This is a genomic window from Rheinheimera sp. ATLC3 (assembly GCF_059429535.1).
In genome coordinates this window covers 2455032-2477888 of sequence record NZ_CM182103.1, presented here as the reverse complement: position 1 = coordinate 2477888, position 22857 = coordinate 2455032, and the positions used below count along the sequence as shown (strand labels likewise).

General features: G+C 49.5%; 19 protein-coding genes and 1 tRNA gene. 12 read left to right on the top strand and 8 right to left on the bottom strand.

The annotated features are described in order from the left end of the window. Genes gspF through gspC form a run of 4 tightly spaced genes read right to left on the bottom strand, consistent with a single transcriptional unit; the run spans position 1 to position 5833 of the window. Positions 1-1224, bottom strand: a complete 1224-nt coding sequence (gene gspF / locus AC5SV9_RS11405) for a type II secretion system inner membrane protein GspF (RefSeq protein ID WP_134058531.1) — start codon at positions 1222-1224, stop codon at positions 1-3. Beyond that, entirely contained in the window at positions 1224-2732 is a 1509-nt protein-coding gene (gene gspE, locus AC5SV9_RS11400; protein ID WP_475152580.1) for a type II secretion system ATPase GspE, read from the bottom strand. Before gspE ends, gspF begins: the two co-directional genes overlap by 1 nt. Next, on the bottom strand, positions 2732-4858 hold the full coding sequence (gene gspD / locus AC5SV9_RS11395; protein ID WP_475152579.1) for a type II secretion system secretin GspD: 2127 nt from the start codon (positions 4856-4858) through the stop codon (positions 2732-2734). The genes gspE and gspD overlap by 1 nt, the downstream gene beginning before the upstream one ends. Positions 4859-4885: 27 nt before the next feature. Continuing rightward, positions 4886-5833 carry a type II secretion system protein GspC gene (gspC, locus tag AC5SV9_RS11390; protein WP_495473512.1) on the bottom strand — a complete coding sequence of 316 codons (948 nt, stop codon included), beginning with the start codon at positions 5831-5833 and terminating at the stop codon, positions 4886-4888. Between the two features lie 173 nt (positions 5834-6006). Between gspC and hslR the strand changes: the two genes are divergently transcribed. The 5 genes from hslR (at position 6007) to AC5SV9_RS11365 (ending at position 9627) form a co-directional block, all read left to right on the top strand. Next, complete coding sequence (hslR, locus tag AC5SV9_RS11385) at positions 6007-6420, top strand: ribosome-associated heat shock protein Hsp15 (protein WP_475152574.1); 414 nt, start codon at positions 6007-6009, stop codon at positions 6418-6420. Between the two features lie 9 nt (positions 6421-6429). Next, on the top strand, positions 6430-7278 hold the full coding sequence (gene hslO / locus AC5SV9_RS11380; protein WP_475152572.1) for an Hsp33 family molecular chaperone HslO: 849 nt from the start codon (positions 6430-6432) through the stop codon (positions 7276-7278). Between the two features lie 214 nt (positions 7279-7492). Continuing rightward, positions 7493-7669, top strand: a complete 177-nt coding sequence (locus AC5SV9_RS11375) for a DUF1328 domain-containing protein (protein ID WP_134058548.1) — start codon at positions 7493-7495, stop codon at positions 7667-7669. A gap of 29 nt (positions 7670-7698) precedes the next feature. Further along, entirely contained in the window at positions 7699-7893 is a 195-nt protein-coding gene (locus AC5SV9_RS11370) for a hypothetical protein (RefSeq protein WP_134058551.1), read from the top strand. An 87-nt stretch (positions 7894-7980) separates the two neighbouring features. Next, positions 7981-9627 (top strand): diacylglycerol kinase family protein, encoded by a 1647-nt coding sequence (locus AC5SV9_RS11365; protein ID WP_475152570.1) that lies wholly within the window; start codon positions 7981-7983, stop codon positions 9625-9627. Positions 9628-9633: 6 nt separating this feature from the next. Here the strand turns inward: AC5SV9_RS11365 and AC5SV9_RS11360 are convergent, their stop codons facing one another. Continuing rightward, positions 9634-10980: a sigma-54 interaction domain-containing protein gene (locus AC5SV9_RS11360; protein WP_475152567.1), complete on the bottom strand. Its 1347-nt coding sequence runs from the start codon at positions 10978-10980 to the stop codon at positions 9634-9636. Between the two features lie 192 nt (positions 10981-11172). On the opposite strand from AC5SV9_RS11360, the gene AC5SV9_RS11355 reads away from it, so the two are divergent. The 4 genes from AC5SV9_RS11355 (at position 11173) to sbcC (ending at position 16624) form a co-directional block, all read left to right on the top strand. Further along, a complete protein-coding gene (locus tag AC5SV9_RS11355) occupies positions 11173-11691 on the top strand; it encodes a hypothetical protein (protein WP_475152566.1) in 519 nt (172 codons plus the stop codon). A gap of 78 nt (positions 11692-11769) precedes the next feature. Continuing rightward, positions 11770-12315 (top strand): BON domain-containing protein, encoded by a 546-nt coding sequence (locus tag AC5SV9_RS11350; protein ID WP_273022559.1) that lies wholly within the window; start codon positions 11770-11772, stop codon positions 12313-12315. Positions 12316-12428: 113 nt separating this feature from the next. Next, positions 12429-13643, top strand: a complete 1215-nt coding sequence (sbcD, locus tag AC5SV9_RS11345; RefSeq protein WP_475152563.1) for an exonuclease subunit SbcD — start codon at positions 12429-12431, stop codon at positions 13641-13643. Then, positions 13640-16624 carry an exonuclease subunit SbcC gene (gene sbcC, locus AC5SV9_RS11340; RefSeq protein WP_475152562.1) on the top strand — a complete coding sequence of 995 codons (2985 nt, stop codon included), beginning with the start codon at positions 13640-13642 and terminating at the stop codon, positions 16622-16624. The genes sbcD and sbcC overlap by 4 nt, the downstream gene beginning before the upstream one ends. Here the strand turns inward: sbcC and AC5SV9_RS11335 are convergent, their stop codons facing one another. From AC5SV9_RS11335 to AC5SV9_RS11325, 3 genes are all read right to left on the bottom strand, one after another. Beyond that, positions 16625-18892 carry a putative bifunctional diguanylate cyclase/phosphodiesterase gene (locus tag AC5SV9_RS11335; RefSeq protein ID WP_475152559.1) on the bottom strand — a complete coding sequence of 756 codons (2268 nt, stop codon included), beginning with the start codon at positions 18890-18892 and terminating at the stop codon, positions 16625-16627. A 154-nt stretch (positions 18893-19046) separates the two neighbouring features. Next, positions 19047-19793: a DUF481 domain-containing protein gene (locus tag AC5SV9_RS11330; RefSeq protein WP_273023919.1), complete on the bottom strand. Its 747-nt coding sequence runs from the start codon at positions 19791-19793 to the stop codon at positions 19047-19049. Between the two features lie 2 nt (positions 19794-19795). Further along, positions 19796-20620 carry a mechanosensitive ion channel family protein gene (locus AC5SV9_RS11325; RefSeq protein ID WP_475152557.1) on the bottom strand — a complete coding sequence of 275 codons (825 nt, stop codon included), beginning with the start codon at positions 20618-20620 and terminating at the stop codon, positions 19796-19798. A 158-nt stretch (positions 20621-20778) separates the two neighbouring features. On the opposite strand from AC5SV9_RS11325, the gene AC5SV9_RS11320 reads away from it, so the two are divergent. From AC5SV9_RS11320 to AC5SV9_RS11310, 3 genes are all read left to right on the top strand, one after another. Next, positions 20779-20854 (top strand) — tRNA-His (locus tag AC5SV9_RS11320). 52 nt (positions 20855-20906) lie between these two features. Next, positions 20907-21467, top strand: coding sequence for a DUF1285 domain-containing protein (locus tag AC5SV9_RS11315; protein WP_475152555.1), 561 nt, complete (start codon positions 20907-20909; stop codon positions 21465-21467). Between the two features lie 88 nt (positions 21468-21555). Continuing rightward, a complete protein-coding gene (locus AC5SV9_RS11310) occupies positions 21556-22851 on the top strand; it encodes a metal-dependent hydrolase family protein (protein ID WP_475152552.1) in 1296 nt (431 codons plus the stop codon). The last annotated feature ends 6 nt before the right edge of the window (positions 22852-22857 follow it).

Genomic DNA, 22857 nt, shown 5'->3' with positions numbered 1-22857 from the left:
CTAACCACCACCTACCATATTGTTTAACGCTAAGATGGGCTGCAAAATCGCCATCACAATAAATAACACCATACCGGCCATCACCGCGACCAGCACCGGTTCAAAAACCTTTAATGACACTGTAACCAGGGTTTCAAATTCACGGTCCTGCGTATTCGCGGCACGCTCCAGCATAGAATCTAACTGACCACTTTTTTCACCGCTGGCAATCATATGCAGCATCATCGGCGGAAACAGTTTAGTTTGCTCCAGCGCATTGCGTAGCGACGTGCCCTCGCGCACCCTGGCGGTGGCATCGGTTACCGCCTGCTTCATGTAGCTGTTGCTTAACACGTCAGCACTGATACGCATCGCTTCCAAAAGCGGCACCGCCGACGCATTTAAAATACTTAAGGTACGGGCAAAACGGGCGGTATTTAGCCCCTTAGTTACTTTACCAAGCAGCCTGTTACGCAATACCAGCGCATCCCAGCGAAAACGAAATGCCGGTTTTAGCAGTGCCCGTTTAAACAGCACCAGCGCCAGCATGATACCCAGCAACACGAATATGCCGTAAGCACGCAAAAAATCACTGGCGGCAATCAGAAACAATGTGGTGCCGGGTAAACTCTGGCCCATATGCTCAAATTGGCCGACAATTTTTGGCACCACAGCAGCCAGCAAAATGGAAATAACCAGGATGGCAAAACAGGTAAGAATGATTGGGTACAGCAGCGCCTGCAGGATTTGGCTGCGCATATGCTGACGCTGTTCAGTGTAATCAGCCAGCCGGTTTAGCACCTGATCCAAATGGCCGGATTTTTCCCCTGCTGCCACCATTGAACGGAATAAATGATCAAACACATGCGGAAACTCAGCCAGCCCTTCGGCCAGGCTGTAGCCCTCGACCACTTTTGAGCGCACTGTCATCATCATATTTTTCAGCCGCGGCTTGTCGCATTGCTCTGCCACTGCCAGCAGCGCGCTTTCAATTGGCAGCGCTGCTTCAACCAGTGTAGCTATTTGCCGAGTGATCAGTGCCAGCTCTGATGCCGAAATACTGCGTTTGAACCATTGCTTGCCCGACGCCAGCAGTTTTTCCTGCTGCGACGCCAACACTACGTTCACCGGCGTCAGTTTTTGCTCACGCAGTAACGAACGGGCGTGGCGGGCATTATCGGCTTCCAGCACGCCTTTGCTGGTTTTGCCACGCGCATCCAGCGCCTGATATTCAAACGCCGCCATTACACGTCCTCACGGGTAACGCGCAACACTTCTTCCAGTGTGGTTTCACCGTTTAATACCTTGCTAAAGCCGTCAGTACGGATACTTGGGCTGTGCTGCCGCACATATTTTTCAATCGCCTGCTCGCCTTTACCATTGTGAATAAGCTCGCGGATATGCTCATCGACCAGCAGCAGCTCATGAATACCGGTACGGCCGCGATAACCGCTAAAGTTACAGTGCTCGCAACCGGTTGCGCGGTAAATCAGCACGCCATCTTTTTTAGCAACGCCAAGCAGATTACGCTCTTCTTTATCGGGTTCGTGTGCAGCTTTGCAATGCGGACACAGTGTGCGTACCAGCCTTTGCGCCAGCACACCGAGTAAGCTGGAGGACAGCAAAAATGCTTCGACGCCCATGTCTTCCAATCGCGTAATAGCACCGGCTGCAGTATTAGTGTGTAGCGTGGATAATACCAGGTGGCCGGTTAAACTGGCCTGCACCGCTATTTGTGCGGTTTCAAGGTCACGTATTTCACCCACCATCACCACATCCGGGTCCTGCCGCAGTATCGCCCTTAAGCCACGGGCAAAAGTCATATTCACCTTGGTATTTACCTGGGTTTGGCCTATGCCTTCCAGCTCATATTCAATAGGGTCTTCGACGGTGAGAATATTACGATCTTTGGTATTAATTTCGGTTAAGCCAGCGTACAAAGTGGTACTTTTACCTGAACCTGTAGGGCCCGTCACCAGAATAATGCCGTGCGGCTTTAAAATCAGTTGTGAAAATGCCTGCTGCACGGATGGTGTCATGCCCAGGTCAGCCAGGTTCAGATGTGAGTTGTTCTTATCCAGCAAACGCAGCACAACGCGCTCGCCATGGCTGGATGGCATGGTAGACACCCGCACATCTACCGCACGGCCGGCAATACGCAGGCTGATGCGGCCATCCTGCGGCACGCGTTTCTCGGCAATATCCAGCTTGGCCATAACCTTAATCCGCGACACCAGTAAGCTCGACAGCCGCCGGTTTGGCCGCAGTACTTCACGTAAAATACCATCCACCCGAAACCGCACAATTAAGGCTTTCTCAAAGGTTTCAACATGGATATCCGAGGCGCCAAGTTTAATTGCCTCACCCAGCATGGCATTAATCAGCTTGATGATAGGCGCGTCGTCTTCGTTTTCCAGTAAGTCTTCACTTTCCTGAATATCATCCGCTAACGAGGCTAAATTCACCTCATTGCCAATATCTTCCATCAACTGCTGCGCTTCGGAAGAGTCGCGCTGATAGCTGGCTTCCAGCAAGGCTTCAAATTCAACGGCAGATAAGCGCTTTATCTGAAATGGCTCTGCCAGCATACGTCGCACTTCTAACACGGCAGCCGGTGCTGTCGCGGTGTGAATATACAACTGCCAGCCGTGATCCTGCTGCTGCAGCAACACGCCGTGGCGTTTGGCAAAGCCAAACGGCAGCCGGATGCGGTTGCTGGCAGGTACAACCTGCTCTGCGTCCAGCGCGTCCATTAGTCTTGCTTCCGTGGTTCTGCCGCGCCTGCAGCTGGCTGTTGTTGCTTATTCATATACTCATCAAAGGTTGGCGGCAATGCCAGGCTGTCATCCCACTCTGGCAATACCACCTGGTCGGTCATCGGCATCAGCCTGATGCCTTCTTCCTGCCGTTTTAACTGCTCAGCGCGGATATAGTTATATTTGGTTTTTGAAATGCCGGAGATAGCCGAGCCTTCACGTACGATGGTCGCCTTAATAAACACCATCAGATTACGCTTTTGCTTGGTGACACTGGTCGATTTAAACAGATGCCCCAGTATTGGAATATCGCCCAGCAACGGCACTTTAGACTCACTTTCCTGCACGTCTTCGTCAATTAAACCGCCTAGCACCACAGTGGCGCCATCATCGGCCATCACAGTGGTTTTGATCTCGCGTTTATTAATCGTAATATCTACCGCAGTGGCGCCACCGATACTGGACACTTCCTGCTCGATGGTTAATTGCACCGCATCACCTTCGTTAATCTGCGGTGTCACTTTAAGCTTAATACCCACTTCCTGCCGGTCGACCTGCTGGAACGGGTTCGTGTTATTGGAGCCTGTGGTAGAGCCGGTAATAACCGGTACTTCCTGCCCCACCAGGAAGAAGGCTTCCTGATTATCCATGGTGGTAATATGCGGTGTCGCTAATACATTAGAGTTGGTGCTGGTGCGTACCGCCTGCAGGATTGCCGCCCAATCGCCTTTATAAAAACCCAGCATAGCGCCGTTTAAACCACTTAACACATCTGCCAGAACGGAGTAGTCGCGATTAGAATCTGGCGTTGTTGTCGTCACCGTTGTTCCATTAACGATAGATGTTGTTGTGGTTCCCCTTGTAACTTGCGACGCTACCGCAGCACCACCTGCCACACTGATAATAGGAATGGTATTGCCGTTATTAAAGTTAGTACCACCACCATTAGCGTTTAGCCACTGCACACCAAAATCGGTACCGTCGCCTTCAAACACTTCAACAATTATCGCCTCTACCAGCACCTGAGCGCGACGGATATCCAGCTGACGCAGCACTTCTTCCAGCGAGCGCATCATATCGGGCTGTGCCGTGATCACCAGCGAGTTACTGTCAGCATGGGCTTCAATACTGATAGCGCGGCCCTGATTGGCTGACGCACTGCGCCCACCCTGTGCACCGGCTGCACCTGTTGCGCCCTGCACTTCAGCAACGATAGAATCACTTACACCTTTAAGCACCGGCACCAGCTCTTCGGCTTTGGCATATTTTAAATAGAATACCCGAGTGTTACCGCTGGTTTGCAGTTCGCTGTCCAAACGCTTAGCCAGCTCGATTACCCGCTGGCGCGCCTGTAATTCGCCACTGACAATCACACTGTTGGTACGCTCGTCTGCGACGATACGCGGCACCAGAAAATCAGGCTGTTCAGCCCGGCCCTGGCTTTTATAAATACTTTCCAGAATACGGACAATTTCCGGCGCCGACGCATACTGCAGCTTAACAATTTCCAGCTCCTGATCGCCGGCTTTGTCTACGCGCTGAATAATATCCACCAGACGGTTTACCACCGCAGCCGGGCCAGTCATCATAATGACGTTAGACGGGTCGTAGTTGACAACATGGCCACCACCGGCCTGGTTACTGAACTGACGCAACAGCGGTGCCAGCTCGCGCACTGACACATTACGCACCTGCACCACCCGGGTGACCATTTCATCGCCCTGCCCAGGGGAATCATCTGTCACTACCGGTATATTGCTGGTTTTGGCATCTTTGTTGCGCACCACTTTCAGCACGCCGTTGTCCATTTCCACCACGGCAAAGCTGTATACTTCCAGCACATTGAGGAAAAACTGGTAGTACTGCTGTTCGTTCAGCATTTCGTAGCTGCGCACATTAATACGGCCACGTACCTGAGGGTCGACAATAATGGTTTTTTTCAGGTTCATGCCAACAATATTAATAAACTCATTAATATCGGTGCCTTTAAAGTTTGGCGAGTACATCACCTCTTCCTGGGCGACAACGGAAGCTGCCGGAACCAGCATAGCACTAAGCGCAGCGGCAACCAGCATACTGGCCAGTGACCGGCGGGAGAAAAGAGAAAATTGCCCTGATTTCATTAATTTATAACCAATTAGTTTTAATAATTATTGTGACAGACTTACCAGAATATCTCTGATCTCACCATCGCGTTCTACTTTGATTGCCGCTTCTTTGGCTTCGCGTAACTCATTTATTACACTCATCGCCTGCTGCATATCGTTCAATGCTATACCATTTATCTCTACCGCCAGATCATTTGGCTGTAAGCCAAGCTGGGTAAACAAGCTGGGGTCTTTACCCGGCATTAAGCGATACCCGGCCAGCTGCCCATTGACCCTGTGCGGCGAAACCCTGATGTAGTCAAAAAACTTCATCGGCTCAGCTATCAGCTCTTCGCGGCGCAGTTCAAGTTGTTCATTGACCTGCAGCGGCTGCATTTCCATTGGCTCGGCAACCGGTGCCATATCAACCGCAGGCTCGTCATTAGATGGCTCGTCGGCCCGGCCAAGGCCGGCATTGGCCTGAGCAATTTTGGTATATTCAAAGCCATCCAGCATCAGCGTTTCATAGCGTCCGGCTTGCTGCAGCAATACCCTGTCAGACAACACTTGCTTTAATACCGCATTGGTACCTTCTATCTTATCGTCCACCGCATAGGTGGCTTCAACGCCGCGGCTTTCGATAATAGCGCTGCCCTGATTCGGCTCAGAGCCAACAGCCACCAGGCCGGTCAGCTTCACATTCAGCTGGGTTTTGGGCGCTTCGGTCACCACCGGTGCCGCCATCTTTACCGGCTCTGCAGAAGCTTTACCAAATAACGAAAAACCGGTTAACGCTGCCAGGCTAATGCCGCCACTTTGTTTTACCGCTACAGTGGTATTTGGCCTTGGGGAAAATGCCGGTGTGTCAGCTGGCAGAAGTTGCCAGGTCAATCTGGCCAGCAGCCACGCCAGTGCGAGCACTAACATCAGATTCAGCCCTTGCTGTACCTGCTTTAGCGGCACCTTTTGTAATTGCTTCATTAGCTGTTGCGTGTCTATTAACGGCTTCATTGCACACTTCTACTTTCAAAGAGAAAATTATCTTACCCAGTTGTCTGGCAGCCAACAAGGTCAGCACCAACATTTACAAGGTATTAACCACGTTTTTTTGTTTTCTGCCGCCAATTTCCCCGCTTTGGCACTATAATGGCGGTCTTAGTTCGGCAACAGCAGTGATAAATTTTATGTCGTCAGCAAAAACGCCGGCACAGTCTGACAGCCCAATATTACGATTAGATAAATGGCTGTGGGCATGCCGCTTTTATAAAACCCGTGCTTTGGCGAAAGAGATGATCGAAGGCGGTAAAGTACATTATAATGGCCAGCGCTGCAAAGCCAGTAAAACGGTGGAACCGGGCGCTACGGTAAAACTGGCCCAGGGCACTGATGAAAAAACCGTTGTTGTGCTGGGTTTATCAGAGAAACGTTTGTCGGCGCCACTGGCGCAGGCTTTGTATGAAGAAACCGCCGAGAGTATTGAACAGCGGTTAAAGCGGGCTGAGCTTAGAAAAACCAATAGCTTGTTTGCCCCGCACCCGGAAACCAAACCTGACAAAAAAGAGCGGCGTAAACTGCTCTTATTAAAATCGCAGCAGTAAGAGAACAGCATGAATTCAGATAATTTATTCCGCTTTTTATTTCAGCAACGCAACGTACGCGGCGAGATAGTGCAGTTGTCGTCCAGCCTGGACCAAATGCTGTTGCACCACAGTTATCCGCAGCCGGTGAAGCAACTACTGGCAGAACTGGTGGCTGCGACCAGCCTGCTGACAGCCACACTAAAGTTTGAAGGTGATATCGCCGTGCAGGTTCAGGGCGATGGCCCGGTGCGTTTTGCCGCAGTAAACGGCACAGACCAGCAGCAGTTTCGCGGTGTCGTAAGGATGCAGGCAGAAATTACCGGCAGCAGTTTCCGCGATCTTATCGGTGAAGGATATTTGCTGGTTACCATCACACCCAAACAGGGTGAGCGTTATCAGGGCATTATTCCGCTAAGTGGTGACAGCCTGACGACTACGCTGGAGGCCTATTTTGCTCAATCTGAGCAGTTACCTACACGCTTGTACCTGTATACCGACTTGCAACCTGAGCATTGTCGCGCGGCCGGCTTTATGTTGCAGGTTCTGCCGGTTGACCAGCAAAAAGCCAAAGCCGATTTTGATGATCTGGTTATGCTAAGCGATACGCTGACGCAGGCCGAAATGTTCGACTTACCTGCAGAGCAACTGCTGTACCGCTTATTCCATCAGGAGCAGGTAGAATTATTCCCGGCGCAGCAAGTGAGCTTTGTTTGCGGCTGTTCACGTGAAAAATGCAGTTCTGCTATTGTCAGTCTGGGCCGTGATGTCATCAACGAGCATATTGCAGAAGGCAAACTGGATATCAGCTGCGAATATTGCAATAAAACCTACCATTTTAGCCGCGAAGATTTAACCCAACTGCTGCAACAGCTGTAAACCCAGCTCTTATCTACTGCTATGAAAACGTTACCGGCTTGCCGGTAACTTTTTCGTGATTTTTGCCGCCAGCTGCCAAGCCCTCGTCCAGCGCAAAACAAAAATAGCAATATAATTCATAATGTTATCCATAAAAAACAATCTGGCATGACTTTGGCTATAGCTAATACATCGTTTTCTTACGATCTGTGCATTAAGCACTAAGGAGCAAAGTATGTTGGGTTGGGCATTAACATTTTTAGTCATCGCACTGATAGCAGCAGTGCTGGGTTTTGGTGGTATTGCCGGTGCAGCAGCCGGTATAGCCAAGGTAATTTTCTTTATCTTCATCGTGTTGCTAGTGATATCGCTGCTGGTAAATGCGCTGCGGGGAAAATCGCCAAGGCTTTAATTTAACTAATTTACAGAAGGATAAAAATTATGACGTTAGCTAATCTGATGAGCCGTTTCGCACTGGTTGCCATGCTTGCACTGTCTGTTGTTGCCTGTGAAGACAACAACGCAGAGGAAGTCGGTGAGACAATAGATGAAGTTGTAACTGACGCCGGCAATAAAGTCGAAGATGTCTGCGAAGATGTGAAAGATAAAGCAGATGCCGAAGATAAAGACTGCTAATTTATAAGCGGCAACAGTTAACACTGTTGCCGCTTTGCTTTTTCTCCCTTCAGCCAGACGGTACTTTCTGAAAAGGTACTCTGTATTATGACCATAGCCGCACTGTATATCTTCCTTGCACTTTTATTCACTGTTGCCAGTTGGCTCGCGCCCTATTGGTTGTTAAAACTATTGCTGGCCTGGGTAGCACTTTCATTGTTTGTCGTCAGCTCAGCCTACTGGCTCAATAGCGCCAGTGTATTTCGTAAACGTAGTGACGGCAGCATCCCCTGGTATAGCTACTGGTTGTTTATTCCATTTTTATTCGGTGCCGGTGCCTATAATCGGCTGACCCGGCGCCGTGATACAGTGCCACCCATGCAACGGGTAGCCAAAGGGCTGTTTCTGGGCGCGCGCCTTACTGCAGCAGATATACCCTACCTGCAGAAAAACCGTATTACTGCAGTATTGGACGTCACGGCCGAGTTTGCTGCACTTGATGGCCTTAGCCAGATGGAGGGCATGCAGTATCTGAATGTGCCGGTTTTGGATCACGCCAGCCCGACCACAGCACAGTTGAAACAAAGCGTGCTTTGGCTACAACAGCAACGCGCTGCCGGTAGAAGAATCTTGGTGCATTGTGCTTTGGGTCGTGGTCGCTCGGTGCTGGTTTTGGCTGCATTTCTGTTAAGCCGCCACAATAGCAAAAAAGCTGAGCAAGCACTGGCGCTGATTAAACAAGTCAGACGCACTGCGCGACTAAACCGGCACCAGCTTGCCGCCTTGCATCAGTTTGTCGCCAGCTTTGACAGCCCGGATCCAAGCCCTGTCTGGCTGATTGCAAATCCGGTATCCGGCGGTGGTAAGTGGCATGAAGCCGAAACGGAAATCGTTAGTCTGTTATCGCCTTTTATGACACTGGATATCAAACTAAGTAACGAGATCAACTCTGCACAACAATTGGCACAGCAAGCCCGACAAGCCGGTTGCAAACTGGTTATTGCCTGCGGTGGCGATGGCACTGTTACCGAAGTGGCCTCGGCTTTGGTTGGCAGTGATACCTGCCTCGGCATTATTCCACTGGGTACGACTAATGCTTTGAGCCATGCTTTGTGGGGTATCAGTGCCAAACTGATGCCGGTGCGTTCAGCTTGTCTGAATATTCTCGATGGCCAGAGCCGCGCGATAGACACTGCGCGCTGCAATGATAAATTAATGTTGCTGCTGGCCGGCGTGGGTTTTGAACAGCAGATGGTTGCAGCTGCAGATCGGGACCAAAAAAACCAGCTCGGGCAGTTGGCCTACCTTAACGGGCTATGGCAGGCAGTGCAAAGCAACCATATTCAGTCACTGTGGGTAAAATTTGATGAACAACCTGAGCAGCTACTCGATACCGCCAGTCTGGTTGTTGCCAATGCAGCACCGCTGACAACACTTCTCGCACAGGGCAGTGGCGCCCCGGATTTAACCGACGGCAAACTGGATATCACCTGGCTGGTGGCTGATAACGAGGATAGCCAGTTTCTGGGTCTGGCTGAGCTGGCGTTGGCCGGGCTAACCAATATCAACCCCAATGTTGCCAGCCAGAGCTGTCAGGCCAGCAAAGTTGCAGTGCGCCGCCAGGATGACCAACCACTGCATTATGTAATTGACGGCGAGCTATTTGAAGCCAAAACTCTGGATATTAGCATCAACCCGGCGTCGCTCTGTGTAATGCTGGCTGACGAGGATACAGAAGACACTCCTGTCAGCTAAGCAGGGTTACTGGTCAGTCTGTTGATACTTTTCCAACTTGTTGTACAACGTCTTCACACTGATCCCCAGTTGCTGCGCCGTATCCGTTTTATTGCCAGCGTTTTGCTCCAGAGTATTCAAAATTGCTGCCTTTTCCAAATCGTCCAGTGGCACCCCGCAAGGCACTTCCGCCAGACATTGTGCATCAGCCTCGGTATCTTCAGTGTTCAGCAATAAGTGCTCAGGCAGGATCTGCTTATCAGACAAAATGTAAGCACGTTCAATAGCATGTTTAAGTTCTCTGACATTACCAGGCCAATTGTGGCTGGCAATAAGCTGCATCGTCTCTTCCGTAAGTGACTTCTCTTGCTGCTCCTGCGCATTGCGATAGGCCAGAAAATGTTGCGCCAGGCCGCTGATATCGCTGCCTCTGTCACGAAGGGGGGGCACATGCACCGGAAACTGGGCCAAACGAAAATACAAATCTTCGCGCAACAAGCCCTCTGCAATGGCTTGCTGCGGGTCGCGATTCGTCGCCGCGATGACCCTTACGTCGGCCTGATGCGCCTTGTCAGCACCTACCGGTCGGAACTCACCACTCTCAAGTACCCGCAGTAGCTTAACTTGCTGCTCCGTTGGCATCTCGGTAATTTCATCCAGAAACAAGGTTCCGCCCTGAGCCTGGGTAAACACCCCCTGGTGATCACGTAATGCCCCGGTAAAAGCGCCTTTACGATGCCCAAATAATTCACTGTCGACTAACTCGGGGCTCAGGGCCCCACAATTAATCGCGACAAAGCGCTGTTCTGCCCGGTAGCTGGCAAGGTGCAACGTATTCGCCACCAACTCTTTACCGGAACCACTTTCACCGATCACCAGTACATTAGCATCCGTTACCGCGACCTTACGCAACGTACGGTACAGCTTCAGCATGACTCTGGACGAACCTACCAGCAAGCCGAACTGGTCAAGCATACTGGCTTTGGTGTCGGCAGGCTGACGTATATTGCTAAGCTGCTGATAAAAATCTTGCAAAGTTTCTAAAATAGAATATATATCAATAGGTTGCCTGAAATGATAGCCAGCACCATAGCGCATCAATTCGTCCAGCATCGGCTCTGCGCTACCATCGCTGATAAAAATAAAATCCATTTCCGCCAGTAAATGGCTGCTAATTAACGGCTGATAGTCGGCTTCGCTTTCATGATCTACCTGAATAAAAGCCACGTCACAGGGTTGTTGTAGTAGCTGTTCTGACCAGGGAGCCGTATTGCTGCTTCTGACAACCACAAAACGCCGTACGATTTCTGACTGCAATAGTTGGGCGCTCAGTTCAGGATCATGCACATGTAAAAATAAGCGTGGTTGTGTCATATATAAGTACTCAGTTATGAGCTCTAACCCTATGTCGGTACTGTAATTATAACAATACCCATTGGTAAAACTTACCTGCCTTATCTGTTCACCGTACTCTTCTGCAAAAAATAACCATGCAAATCATAAATTTAAACTTTGGTATATGAATTGAATATGAACCAGTACCGGCATAGAAAAAGAGGTGTAACTATGGGGTATGCAGAACCGGCTTCACAAAATAATAACACTGAATTAAGAATGCTGCATGGCGTTCATATGCTCTGTGTTTCAGCACAACAGTTCTTTCAACAAGCTGCTTATCAGGTAGATGACAGCAACCTGCGTTATAAATTCCTTGAGCTGTCCAAACTGCATGCCAATGCCGCCAGAAAGCTGCCAGCAGCAACGTCAACCGCGTCGCCACAGATACCAGATAGCGAGCTTGCTGCTGTTCAGTTCTGGTATCTGCATCAGCAAGCAGGCTTAAACAATAAACGACCGCAACCGCTGATGCTGACCGAATTAGCAGACTTACTGCAACAACAGTTGCATGCGTTGAAACAACTAACCAAACACGTTGGCAATAGCTCCGCACAGGTGACGCTGGCGCATTTATCAGCCGCATTGCAGATGGCCTATGATCAGTTATCACCTCTGCTGAAAGTTTTACCGACAAACGGGCAAAAGCTACAACAAAAGTTTTATCAGAATTGTAAAATAAGAAATTAAACCTATTAAAAACAACAAATTAAAAAGTGGCATTGAAATAGCATTAGGTTAGTCGTCTCAATACAAAGGAGCGAAGACATGAAACGTACAACTTTAGCAATGATGATGACCTTGGCACTTTCTACCACTACAGCGGTAGCTGCCAATGATTGGAAAGATGGTGCAAAAGATGCGTGGATTGATGGTAAAGCCGAAACAACTCTGTTGTTAAACGGCAACTTAAATTCATTTGATATCAATACCGATGTAAAAAACGGTGTTATTACCCTGACCGGTAAAGTAGAAAGCGAAGTTGATAAAGCGCTGGCTGAAGAGCTGCTGGAAAATCTGGACGGTGTTAGCCGCGTTGACAACCAGCTGACGGTCCTGGCTGACAAAAATATGAAGCGGGACGACAAAGAAAACAGTGCACTGAAAGATGCGAAAATCGCAACTGTGGTGAAAACCCGCCTGTTGTTTGAGTCAGAAGTCAGCGGTACGTCAATTGATGTAGACGCCGAAAACGGTGTGGTAACTTTACAGGGCGAAGTTGATTCTGACGCTGAAAAAGACTTAGCCGTTGCTATTGCCAAAAATACCGATGATGTAACGAAAGTCGTCGATAAACTGCAAGTAGCACAATAACTTGTGCCGTTATCCTAAACGCCGGCTTGGGCCTTATGCCCGGGCTGGCGTTTTGCTGTTAGAGACCCATTCCGGTATGCTGGCGCCACTGACGATATTAGTAGCATGCTGTTATGCGCATTTTGCACACTTCAGACTGGCATCTTGGCCAGCATTTTATTGGCCGCAGCCGCGCCGCTGAACATCAGGCCTTTATACTCTGGCTGGTTTCCCAGGTAAAAGCGCTCGAGATTGATGCGATTATTGTAGCTGGTGATATTTTTGATACTGCCACCCCACCCAGCTATGCCCGTGAACTTTATAACCAATTCATCGTTGAGCTGCAAAGTTGTCAGTGTCAGCTTGTTTTGCTGGCTGGGAATCATGATGCGCCGGCGGTATTAAATGAAAGTAAAGCATTGCTGCAGCATTTAAACACCAGCGTCATCGCCAATATCAGCGAAGATGTAAGCCAGCAACTGTTGATATTACATCACCAGAACCAGCCTGCTGCACTTCTTTGCGCAATACCTTTTCTGCGCGCCCGTGACCTGCTGCAAAGCCAGGCCGGACAAAGCGCCAGCGATAAACAGCAAAGCTTACAACTGGCGATAACCCAGCACTATCAGCAGTTGTACGAGCTGGCACAGCAATATAATACCAAGCATAATCTAAAGCTGCCGGTGGTAATGACGGGACATCTGACAACAATAGGAGCCAGCCGGTCTGAGTCAGTACGGGATATTTATATCGGCACACTTGACGCTTTTGCGGCAAATGCCTTTCCGCCGGCAGATTACATTGCGCTTGGTCATATTCATCAAAGCCAGCAGATAAAAGCCGACACCGATATCCGCTACAGCGGCTCACCGATAGCGCTGAGTTTTGATGAAGCGAAGCAGCAAAAACAGCTGTGGCTGATAGAGTTCAAAGACGGTGTTAAAACGGTTTCGACGCTACCGGTGCCATGCTTTCAGCCGCTTGTGAGTATAAAAACCGAGTTAGTGGGTTTAAAGCAAAAGGTACAACAAGCAGTTGCGGCTATAGCGGCAACCGACACCTTATGGCTGGAGCTGGTTATTACCGAAACCGACGCCTACCTGACAGACCTGCAACAAAGAGTAGAAAGTCAGCTGCAAGACCTGCCCGTTGCCCTGCTACGCTTGCGCCGCCAGCGCACTGCCGTAACTAACGTGTTAGCCGGCCAAAATGACACCCAACTGTCTGAATTAACGCCGCAACAGGTATGGCAAGCACGGCTTGCTGGCGAGGAACTGACCGCAGAACAGCAACAACAACTGAGCAAACTGCACACGCAGGTTTTAGCTACCGTACTGGAGGCGCAGTGAAGATCCTGTCGGTACGGCTGCAAAACCTGAATTCACTGCGTGGCGAGTGGTTAATTGATTTTCGCCAGTCCCCTTTTAACCAGACCAACATTTTTGCCATTACCGGCGCAACCGGCGCGGGTAAAACCACTATTTTGGACGCTATCTGCCTGGCGCTATACCACCAGACACCAAGGTTAAAAACATCACCGACCAGCAATGAGCTGATGACGCGCAACTGCAGCGAATGCCTGGCAGAGGTTGAATTTGAAGTTGCCGGCATTGGATACCGCGCATTCTGGAGTCAGCGCCGTGCCAGAGGAGCATCTGATGGCAACCTGCAAGCAGCAAAAACCGAACTGGCCAGGCTCGATGGCTCTATTCTGGCCGAAAAAACCAGTGACAAACTGCGGCTGGTTACCGAAATAACCGGGTTGGACTTCGGCCGTTTTACCAAATCAATGCTGCTGGCTCAGGGCGGCTTTGCCGCTTTTTTAAATGCGGATGCTAACGAACGCGCCGAGTTATTGGAAGAACTAACCGGTACCGATATCTACGGCCGTATTTCTGAGCAAGTGTTTACCGATTGCCGTGAACAGAAAAGCCAGCTGGAATTGTTGCAGGCGCGCGCTGGCGCAGTAGAGCTGCTAAGCGAAGATCAGAAACTACAGCTGCAAACAGAACTGAGTGAAGTGCAATCTACATTTGCCACCATGCAACTGTCGCTGTCAGAACAGCGTAAGCAGCAAAGCTGGCGTGAGCAGCTGGACAAAGCGCAGTACGAGCTACAACAGGCTGAACTGGAGGTTAGTGCTGCACACAGCGCCATAGAAGCCCACCGCCCACAGCTGGCCCGTTTAACAGCATGGCAACCGGCCAGTCAGCTGTTACCGTTATATAGTGCCTGTCAAAGTGCGCTCAGTGAGCAGAGACAATGTCAGCAGGAGCAACTGGCACTGCAACAGCAGCAACAGCAGGCCGAGCAGCAACAAGCCAGTTTACTTTGGCATGGCGTACAGCAGCTTGCACAGCAAAAACAACAAATCCAGCAGCAGCTGCAACAACAGCAGCAGCAACTGCAGCAACTGACACAACAGCAACCGGTGATCAGCGCGACGCAGCAGACACTGCAACTCCAGTTAAAACAACTGACAGTGGCACTGCAAGACACCGATATTCAGCAATTGCGTCAGCAGCTGCAGCGACATCAGGCCAGGCAGCACTTATTGCAATATGTGCAACAACAGCAACTGCAACGGCAGAAGTGGCTACAGCAGTATGCAGCAACAGAGTCGCAATTGCAGCAAAACACACAACAGCTGCAGCCGCTGGCAGAACAACTACAGGCACTGCGTCAGCAATATAAAACCCTGCAGGAACAGATTACTGACAAAAAGCAGTTGCTACAGCAACAGCAGTTGATTATGCAATTATCCGAACACCGCTCACGCTTGCAGCCCGACCAACCCTGCCCGCTGTGTGGTGCAACTGACCACCCTGCTGTAGAGCGTTATCAGCAATTAAGCAGCTCAGCTACCGAGCAACAACTGCTGCAAAAAGAACAACAGCTGGCTGCAATACAGAAACAAGGAGAAGTGCTTAATCAGAATCAATCTGCTTTGCAGGCAGAACAGAAGCAGTTACAGCAGCAGCTCAGCCGGCAACAGCAAGAGCTTGCTGAGCTTGAAGCAGATATGGCGAGCCGGTTAAAAGGAGAGCAGCCAACCGATTTAGATGCCGCTTTGGCCGACACAACCGCCAAACTGGAGCACACTGCCAATGCTCTGCAACAATCAGAACAGCAGCAACAACAGCTGCAGCAGCAAAAAGAACAATTACAAACAGCAGAGCGGCAACTGGAACAAAATCAACATCAGCAACAGCTGCTGCAGCAACACATACAACGCCTTAAAGAACAATATGATGCCGTGGCGGCACAGCATCAGGACTGGCTGCAGCAATGGCAGGATACCCGGCAAGACCCGCCGCAACAGCCGACGCAGGTAGCAAACTTTGCAGCGTTAAACACGGCATTACAGCAAGTGCAGCAACAGAACCAACAGGCGCAGGGCCAGCAACAGGCTCTGCTGCGCAGACAACAAGCATTGGACGCTAAGGTAAAGCAGTATGACGAGCAGTGGCAACACGCTCTTACAGCAAGCAGTTTCAGCGACGAAGCCGCATTCAAAAAGGCCGTATTGGAGCAGACAGAAGTCGAGGCCTTGCAGCAATTACAGCAGCAGCTACAGCAGGCCGACATTGCGGCAAAACGGCTACAGAGTGAATGGCAACAGCGTTGTCAGCAATTGCAGCAGCAACAACTAACAACGGAGTCGCTGGCCGGGATTACAGCAAAACTGCAACAGCATGAGCAGCAGATGCAACAATTAAGCGCGAGACAAGGGCAGCTACAACAACAACTCAGCAGCGACGAACAGCGGCAAAACAATCAGTTGCAGTTACTGCAGGATATTGCACAGAAACAGCAGCAGTATGAACACTGGCAGCGTCTAAACAGCCTGATTGGTTCTGCCGACGGTGCTAAATACCGCCGGTTTGCGCAAAGCATGACATTGCAGCAATTGGTTGTACTGGCCAACCAGCAGCTTGAGACTTTGCATAACCGGTACCAGTTGGCCCGGCATGCTGCAGCAGAGTTGGAGCTGGTTGTGCTGGATACCTGGCAGGCCGACAGCATGCGTGATACCAAAACATTATCCGGCGGCGAAAGCTTTCTGGTGAGCCTGGCATTGGCGTTAGCGCTGTCCGATCTGGTCAGCAATAAAACGCGTATCGATTCTCTGTTTCTGGACGAAGGTTTCGGTACACTGGATGCTGACACCCTCGACAGTGCGCTCAGTGCTCTGGACGGCCTGAACGCCAGCGGTAAAATGATCGGCATTATCAGCCATGTTGAAGCGTTAAAGCAGCGTATTAGTGTGCAGATCAAAGTAGAGAAGCAGCAAGGGTTAGGCTACAGCCAGATCCGGATCAGCGGTTAATTACCGCTGTATCAGCTCAGTAAACTCGCTGGCAGGTAACGCTTTACTAAAGTAGTAACCCTGATAGAAGTCACAGCCCTGTTGGCGTAAAAACGCCAGTTGCTCAGCGGTTTCCACACCTTCTGCCAGCACTTTAAAATTCATCGTATGTGCCAGCGCGATAATCGCCGTAGCGATCTGCTTGTCATCCTTTGCCTGGGGAATATGCTCGATAAAACGCCTGTCTATTTTCAGTACGTCCAATGGCAAGCGCGTAAGATAAGACAATGATGAATAGCCGGTACCAAAATCATCAATCGCCAGCCTGACTCCTAACGCTTTGATCTGATGCATGGTAGCAATAACCCGCTCTTCATCTGTCATCAGCACGCTCTCGGTGACCTCCAGTTCAAGCAGTTCAGGCGGTACCGCTGTTTCTGCCAATGCCCGCTTTAATTCTTTAAGCAGCTGATCTTTGCTAAATTGCTGTGCCGACACATTAACGGCCAGGCTAAACGAAGCGATACCCTGATCAAGCCAATGCTTGAGCTGCCTGAGACTATTGCGCAATACCCAGGCCCCGAGATTGTGGATCAGGCCACACCCTTCCGCCAATGGAATAAATACTGACGGCGTGATAACACCTAACTCGTCATCATGCCAGCGCAGTAATACCTCAGCACCAACAATTTTGCCGCTGGCAATGTCAATCTGTGGCTGATAATAACATTGCAAAATATTATTTTTAATTGCCTGGCGCAAACGTGCCTCAAGCATAACTCGCTGCTTAGCCTGAGCAGTTAAGGCATCGGTATACAGTGCGATATGGTTTCGCCCTTCGCCTTTGACTTTATACATTGCTGCATCGGCGGCTCTGAGCAAATCTTCGCTATTGGCAGCATGGTCTGGATACAGACTTATTCCGACGGAAACCGCGGTATTAACTTCCGCACCGTTATTTAGCGTACAAGGTTGCTGCAACTGCTTCATCAGTAACCTTGCCAACGCTTCAGCTTCAGCGCCAGATTGCACAATTGGCAGCAACACACCAAATTCATCGCCACCCAGCCGGGCCAGCACATGTTGTGTACCACAGCCTTGTTGCAACCTTTGGCTCACCTGCATCAGCAGTTGATCGCCGGCACTGTGGCCAAAGCTGTCGTTTATATCTTTAAAATTATCCAAATCCATCAGTAATACGGCGCATTGCTGTTCTAGCTGTTGGGCACGGGCAATAGCTTTATCAACGCAGCGGGTAAAGTGCTGGCGATTAGGTAGCTGTGTCACAGCATCAAAATCAGACAGAAATGCCAGGGCTGCTGCTTGCTTTTTGTGTTCAGTTAAATCGACGTCAATGCAGAAAATCTGCGGCTCCATTTCCGGTAGTTTCACTACTGCATGACCTGAAAATACTGACACCATTGAGCCGTCTTTGCGTTGCAACATTAGCTCTTCTGAAGGGATAGACGTACCTGTCTGCGCCATCTGTGTCATCGCTTCTGCGACTAATGGTTTCATCGGTGCAGGAATAATCAGCTCCAGCAGGTTTTTGCCAATTGCCTCTTCCCTGCTATAACCGTAAATCAGTTCGCTTGCTTTATTCCAGTAAAACGTCGAGCCATCAGCATAATAACCCTGAACAGCAATTTGTGGCGTGTTGTCCAGCAAAGTACGAAAGCGCAGTTCGCTTTGCGCCAGTTGCTGCTGGACCTGCTTCTGTTCATTAATATTATGTATCACTGAGATAAAGTAACTGAATGCCGGGGCGCGGATCATGGCGACGGACAAGTGCGCCCACAGCACTTTACCATCCCTACAGATATACCGTTTTTCTAATTCATAATTGTCTATCTGGCCATTTTGCAGCTGTCTGACCATGGCAATATCAGTATCCAAATCTGCCGGGAAAGTAAGTTGCTGAAAGTTCATTCTTATCAGCTCAGCTTCGGTGTAACCCAGCATGCGACATAACACCTGATTCACCCGTAAAAAACGACCATCCATCGACACATGCGCTATGCCAGCTGCTGCATGCGAAAACGTATCAATAAAAGCCTGTTCAGACTGGTTAAGCGAGCGGGCTATGTGCTGTTTTTGTTTTAACAGAAACCACGCCAGCAGAGCTGTCAGCGCGACATAGGAATAGCCTTTATAACTTTGATACTGCGTCAGCATATGACTGTCGGTGACCAGCCAGGCCAGTACTTTATCGCTGCAGGTAATCCACAGCAGACCAAACAGGAAATACACCAGAGCACCAAACCAGGGGTGCTGTAACAGCAGCTGCAAGCGGGGTTTCCATACCTGATTCATGACACTAAAGTAGAGATATTATTAATGTATTGATAATGACAGCATAGCCTACTTTTGTCGCAGGCCAAGCTAAATGGCTAAATTGAAAGGTATTTAGTAAAAGGCCTGCATGATGCAGGCCTTGGAATAATTAGAAAGAATACACCAGTGTCAGGGACGTTTGCGTATCTGTACTCTTTTTTCCTTCCGGAACAGAAGAGTCATTTTGCACCACAAAGGCAGCTTTCATTTGCAGCGAACCATTAATTTTTGCCAACAACGACGTTTCGCTGATAGTACGGGTATTGTCATCCCCGTATTCTACACTGAGCGTCTGAGCAAAGCTGGCTGACTCACTGATTGTCCAGTTAAAAGCAGCCGCACCACGCACAATCAGGCCATTCTCTGTCTCGCCTGTTGAACGCTTACCGGTGAAATAACCCGGACCGATTTCCACGTCCAGATATTTATCTTCGGTATTGTACACCCGTGTACCATAACCTAAAGCAACAGTGGTGTATTCAGTATAAGCGCCAAACTCATCATCAGTGTACGAGCCAAAAGCGAATAACTTATCAAATTCATTGTCCAGCTTGTACGCCGCTTTTGCCGAGATCAGATACTTTTCTGCAGACTTTTCAGTGTATTTATCACCGTTGTCATCGGTTTTTTCATCTTCTTTAAAAAAAGCGCTGAAAATATACTGATTGCTCCACTGCTGCAGTTCTTGCTTCGCATCGATCTTACCGGTAATGGAGGTACCGACAGTGTTACCTGAGGTGGTTATCGCCCCCAACTCTGCCGATGTTGTCCACACTTTGTCAGTAGCAGCAGTATCGTTAGCCTGTGCCTGCATGCTGGCAATCACGGCCAATGCTAAAACTGAATAAACCTTCATACTTACTCCTGCTTATCTTTCTTAATATGTACATCCATTTGCGGAAATGGAATACCAATACCGTGCTCATCAAATGTCAGCTTCACTTTTTCCAGCGTATCCCAATACACGCCCCAGTAATCAGCCGATTTTACCCAAGGCCGCACCAGAATGTTGACCGAGGAATCTGCCAGCGCGCCAACCTTTATTGCTGCTGCCGGTTCAGCCAGCACGCGCTCATCGCTCTTTATAATTTCTTCCAGTATTTGTTTGGCTTTGCGCAGATCAGAGTCATAGCTGATACCGATGGTCAAATCGACGCGACGTGTCGCTTCTGCTGAGTAATTGGTAATGGCACTACCGGTGATTTGTGCATTTGGCACTATCACCAGCTTGTTGTCCGGGGTTTTCATGATGGTCTGAAAAATCTCAATTTTATCTACTGTGCCGGTGATACCACCCGCGTCGATAAAATCGCCTGATTTAAACGGCCTGAACAGAATAATCAAAATACCAGAGGCGAAATTTGCCAAAGACCCCTGCAATGCTAACCCGATCGCTAAACCGGCAGCACCTAAAATGGCAATAAATGACGTCGTCTGTACACCAACCTGAGACAGCGCCATTAAAACCGTCGCAATCATGATAACGGCGTAAACGATGCCACAGACAAAGGAAACGACCGCCTTGTCTACCGCACGCTTTAAAAGTGATTTCTCCAGAAAACGACGTACAGCTTTGGCAACCATGCGACCAACGCAAAAAATAACTATCGCGGCGACAAGCTGCAACAGGTAGGCTAACAGCAACTCGTGATTTTCTTCGAATAACTGAGTAATTTTCTCCATAACACGCTCCTGTGAATTATCCGGTTTAGCAAGCAGCGCAGATAATAACACAGCAGCACTGGCCTGGTCAGGCAAAACCTACAAGTTGTTAACCTAACCGGGCAGCGGAAAACGCTTGGTACCCACATCAAACTTAGGTAAAATGCCTCTTCTAAGTGGTGACTGTAGCTCAGTTGGTAGAGCCCCGGATTGTGATTCCGGTTGTCGTGGGTTCGAGCCCCATCAGTCACCCCACTCTTCTCTTTTTGCTAAGCTAAGTGCTTCTGACAATAACACAGAGAACAATATGCTGAGCCTTGCCGCGTTACAGCAGCAATTACAACAGTCCAGCCTGCCGCCAGTAGAAACCTGGAATCCGCCTTTTTGCGGCGATATACCATTGCAAATTGATAGCAATGGCGATTGGTTATATCAGCACAGTAAAATTCAGCGCCCTGCTTTGATAAAGCTGTTTGCATCCGTGTTGCTGTATCAGGACGATGCATATTACTTACAGACGCCGGTAGAAAAAGTCCGTATCGACGTTGTTGACGCGCCTCTTATCGTGACACAACACCATTGGCATGAAACGGATAACGGCAAAGCGCTGTGCCTGACACTTAACACAGAACAGCAGCTCATTGTTAGCCCGCAGTATCCATTACAACTTCAGCGCGATCCGCAGCAACAGCTTTTACCCTATCTGCAATTATGGCGTGGGTTAACCGCGAAGTTACACCGCAATGTCTATTATCAGTTGGCGGAACATGTCAGTGCCGTATACTGTAATGCCCGGTTGCATTACCAGATAAAAAGTGGCGGTTTCCCATACACTTTCGCGATAGGCGCCTGTGATGCTGGTCGGTGAAATACGACATTTTATCTAAAGCCGGTTGCTGAATCAGCCGACTGTGTTATCACTTAGTGTCTAATTGATGACATAAGGCCATAACAACATGAAGAAAACGCCAATAGCAACCTTACTCAGCACCGCTCTTATCTGTAGTTCAGTCATCTGCAGCGTCAACGCCGCTACATTGATCCATGCAGGTAAAATTATTACCGCCGAAGACGGTAAAATTCTTACCGACCACACCATCGTAGTAGAGCAGGACAAAATATCAGCGCTGGAGGCCGGATTCCGCCAAGCCAAGGCTGACGATACTGTGATCGATCTTAAACAACATACCGTCATGCCAGGTTTAATGGACATGCATACGCATTTTTACACCCAATTTAGCCCTTCCGTATACAGCGAAGGATTCACCATGAATGAAGCAGATTACGCGCTTCGGGGAGCCACTTTTGCTGAGAAAACCCTTATGGCCGGTTTTACCACGGTGCGGGAGCTAGGTGATAATAATCAGATTAGTGTGGCGCTAAAAAAAGCCATCGCTAAAGGGTATATCAAAGGACCACGAATTTATGCCGCCGGTAAATCTATCGCCACAACCGGTGGCCATGCCGACCCAACTAACGGACTGGCTTATGCTCTGATGGCTGATCCGGGGCCGAAAGAAGGTGTGATCAATGGTCCGGATGATGCCCGTAAAGCCGTGCGTCAGCGCTATAAAGAAGGCTCCGATTTAATAAAGATTACAGCCACAGGCGGCGTGCTCAGTGTTGCCAAAAGTGGCAGCAATCCGCAATTTACCGATGAAGAGCTGGCGGCAATTGTCAGTACGGCAAAAGATTATGGCATGAAAGTGGCCGTACATGCCCATGGCAAAGAAGGTATGGAACGGGCGATCCGTGCGGGTGTTGATTCAATTGAACATGGCACCTACATGGATAAAAACACCATGTCGATGATGCGAAAACAAGGCACCTACTTTGTACCAACAATCAGTGCCGGTAAGTGGGCGGAAGAAAAATCGCATATTGCCGGTTTCTTCCCTGATTTGGTCAGGCCTAAGGCCGCTACTATTGGTGGCAAAATTCAGCAGACCTTTGCTGAAGCTTATAAGGCAGGTGTAAAGATTGCTTTTGGCACCGACGCGGGAGTGTATGAACATGGTAACAACTGGCGCGAGTTTATTTACATGACAGAGGCTGGTATGCCAGCACTTGAAGCGATTCACAGTGCCACGATCGAAGGGGCTCGCTTGCTGGGCGTAGCGGATGAGCTGGGTAGCATTAAAGCGGGTAAACTGGCAGATATCGTCGCTGTACAGGGCGATCCTTTACAGGATATAAATTTGATGGGACAAATCAGCTTCGTGATGAAAGCCGGCCAAATTTTCCGGCAATAATAACGC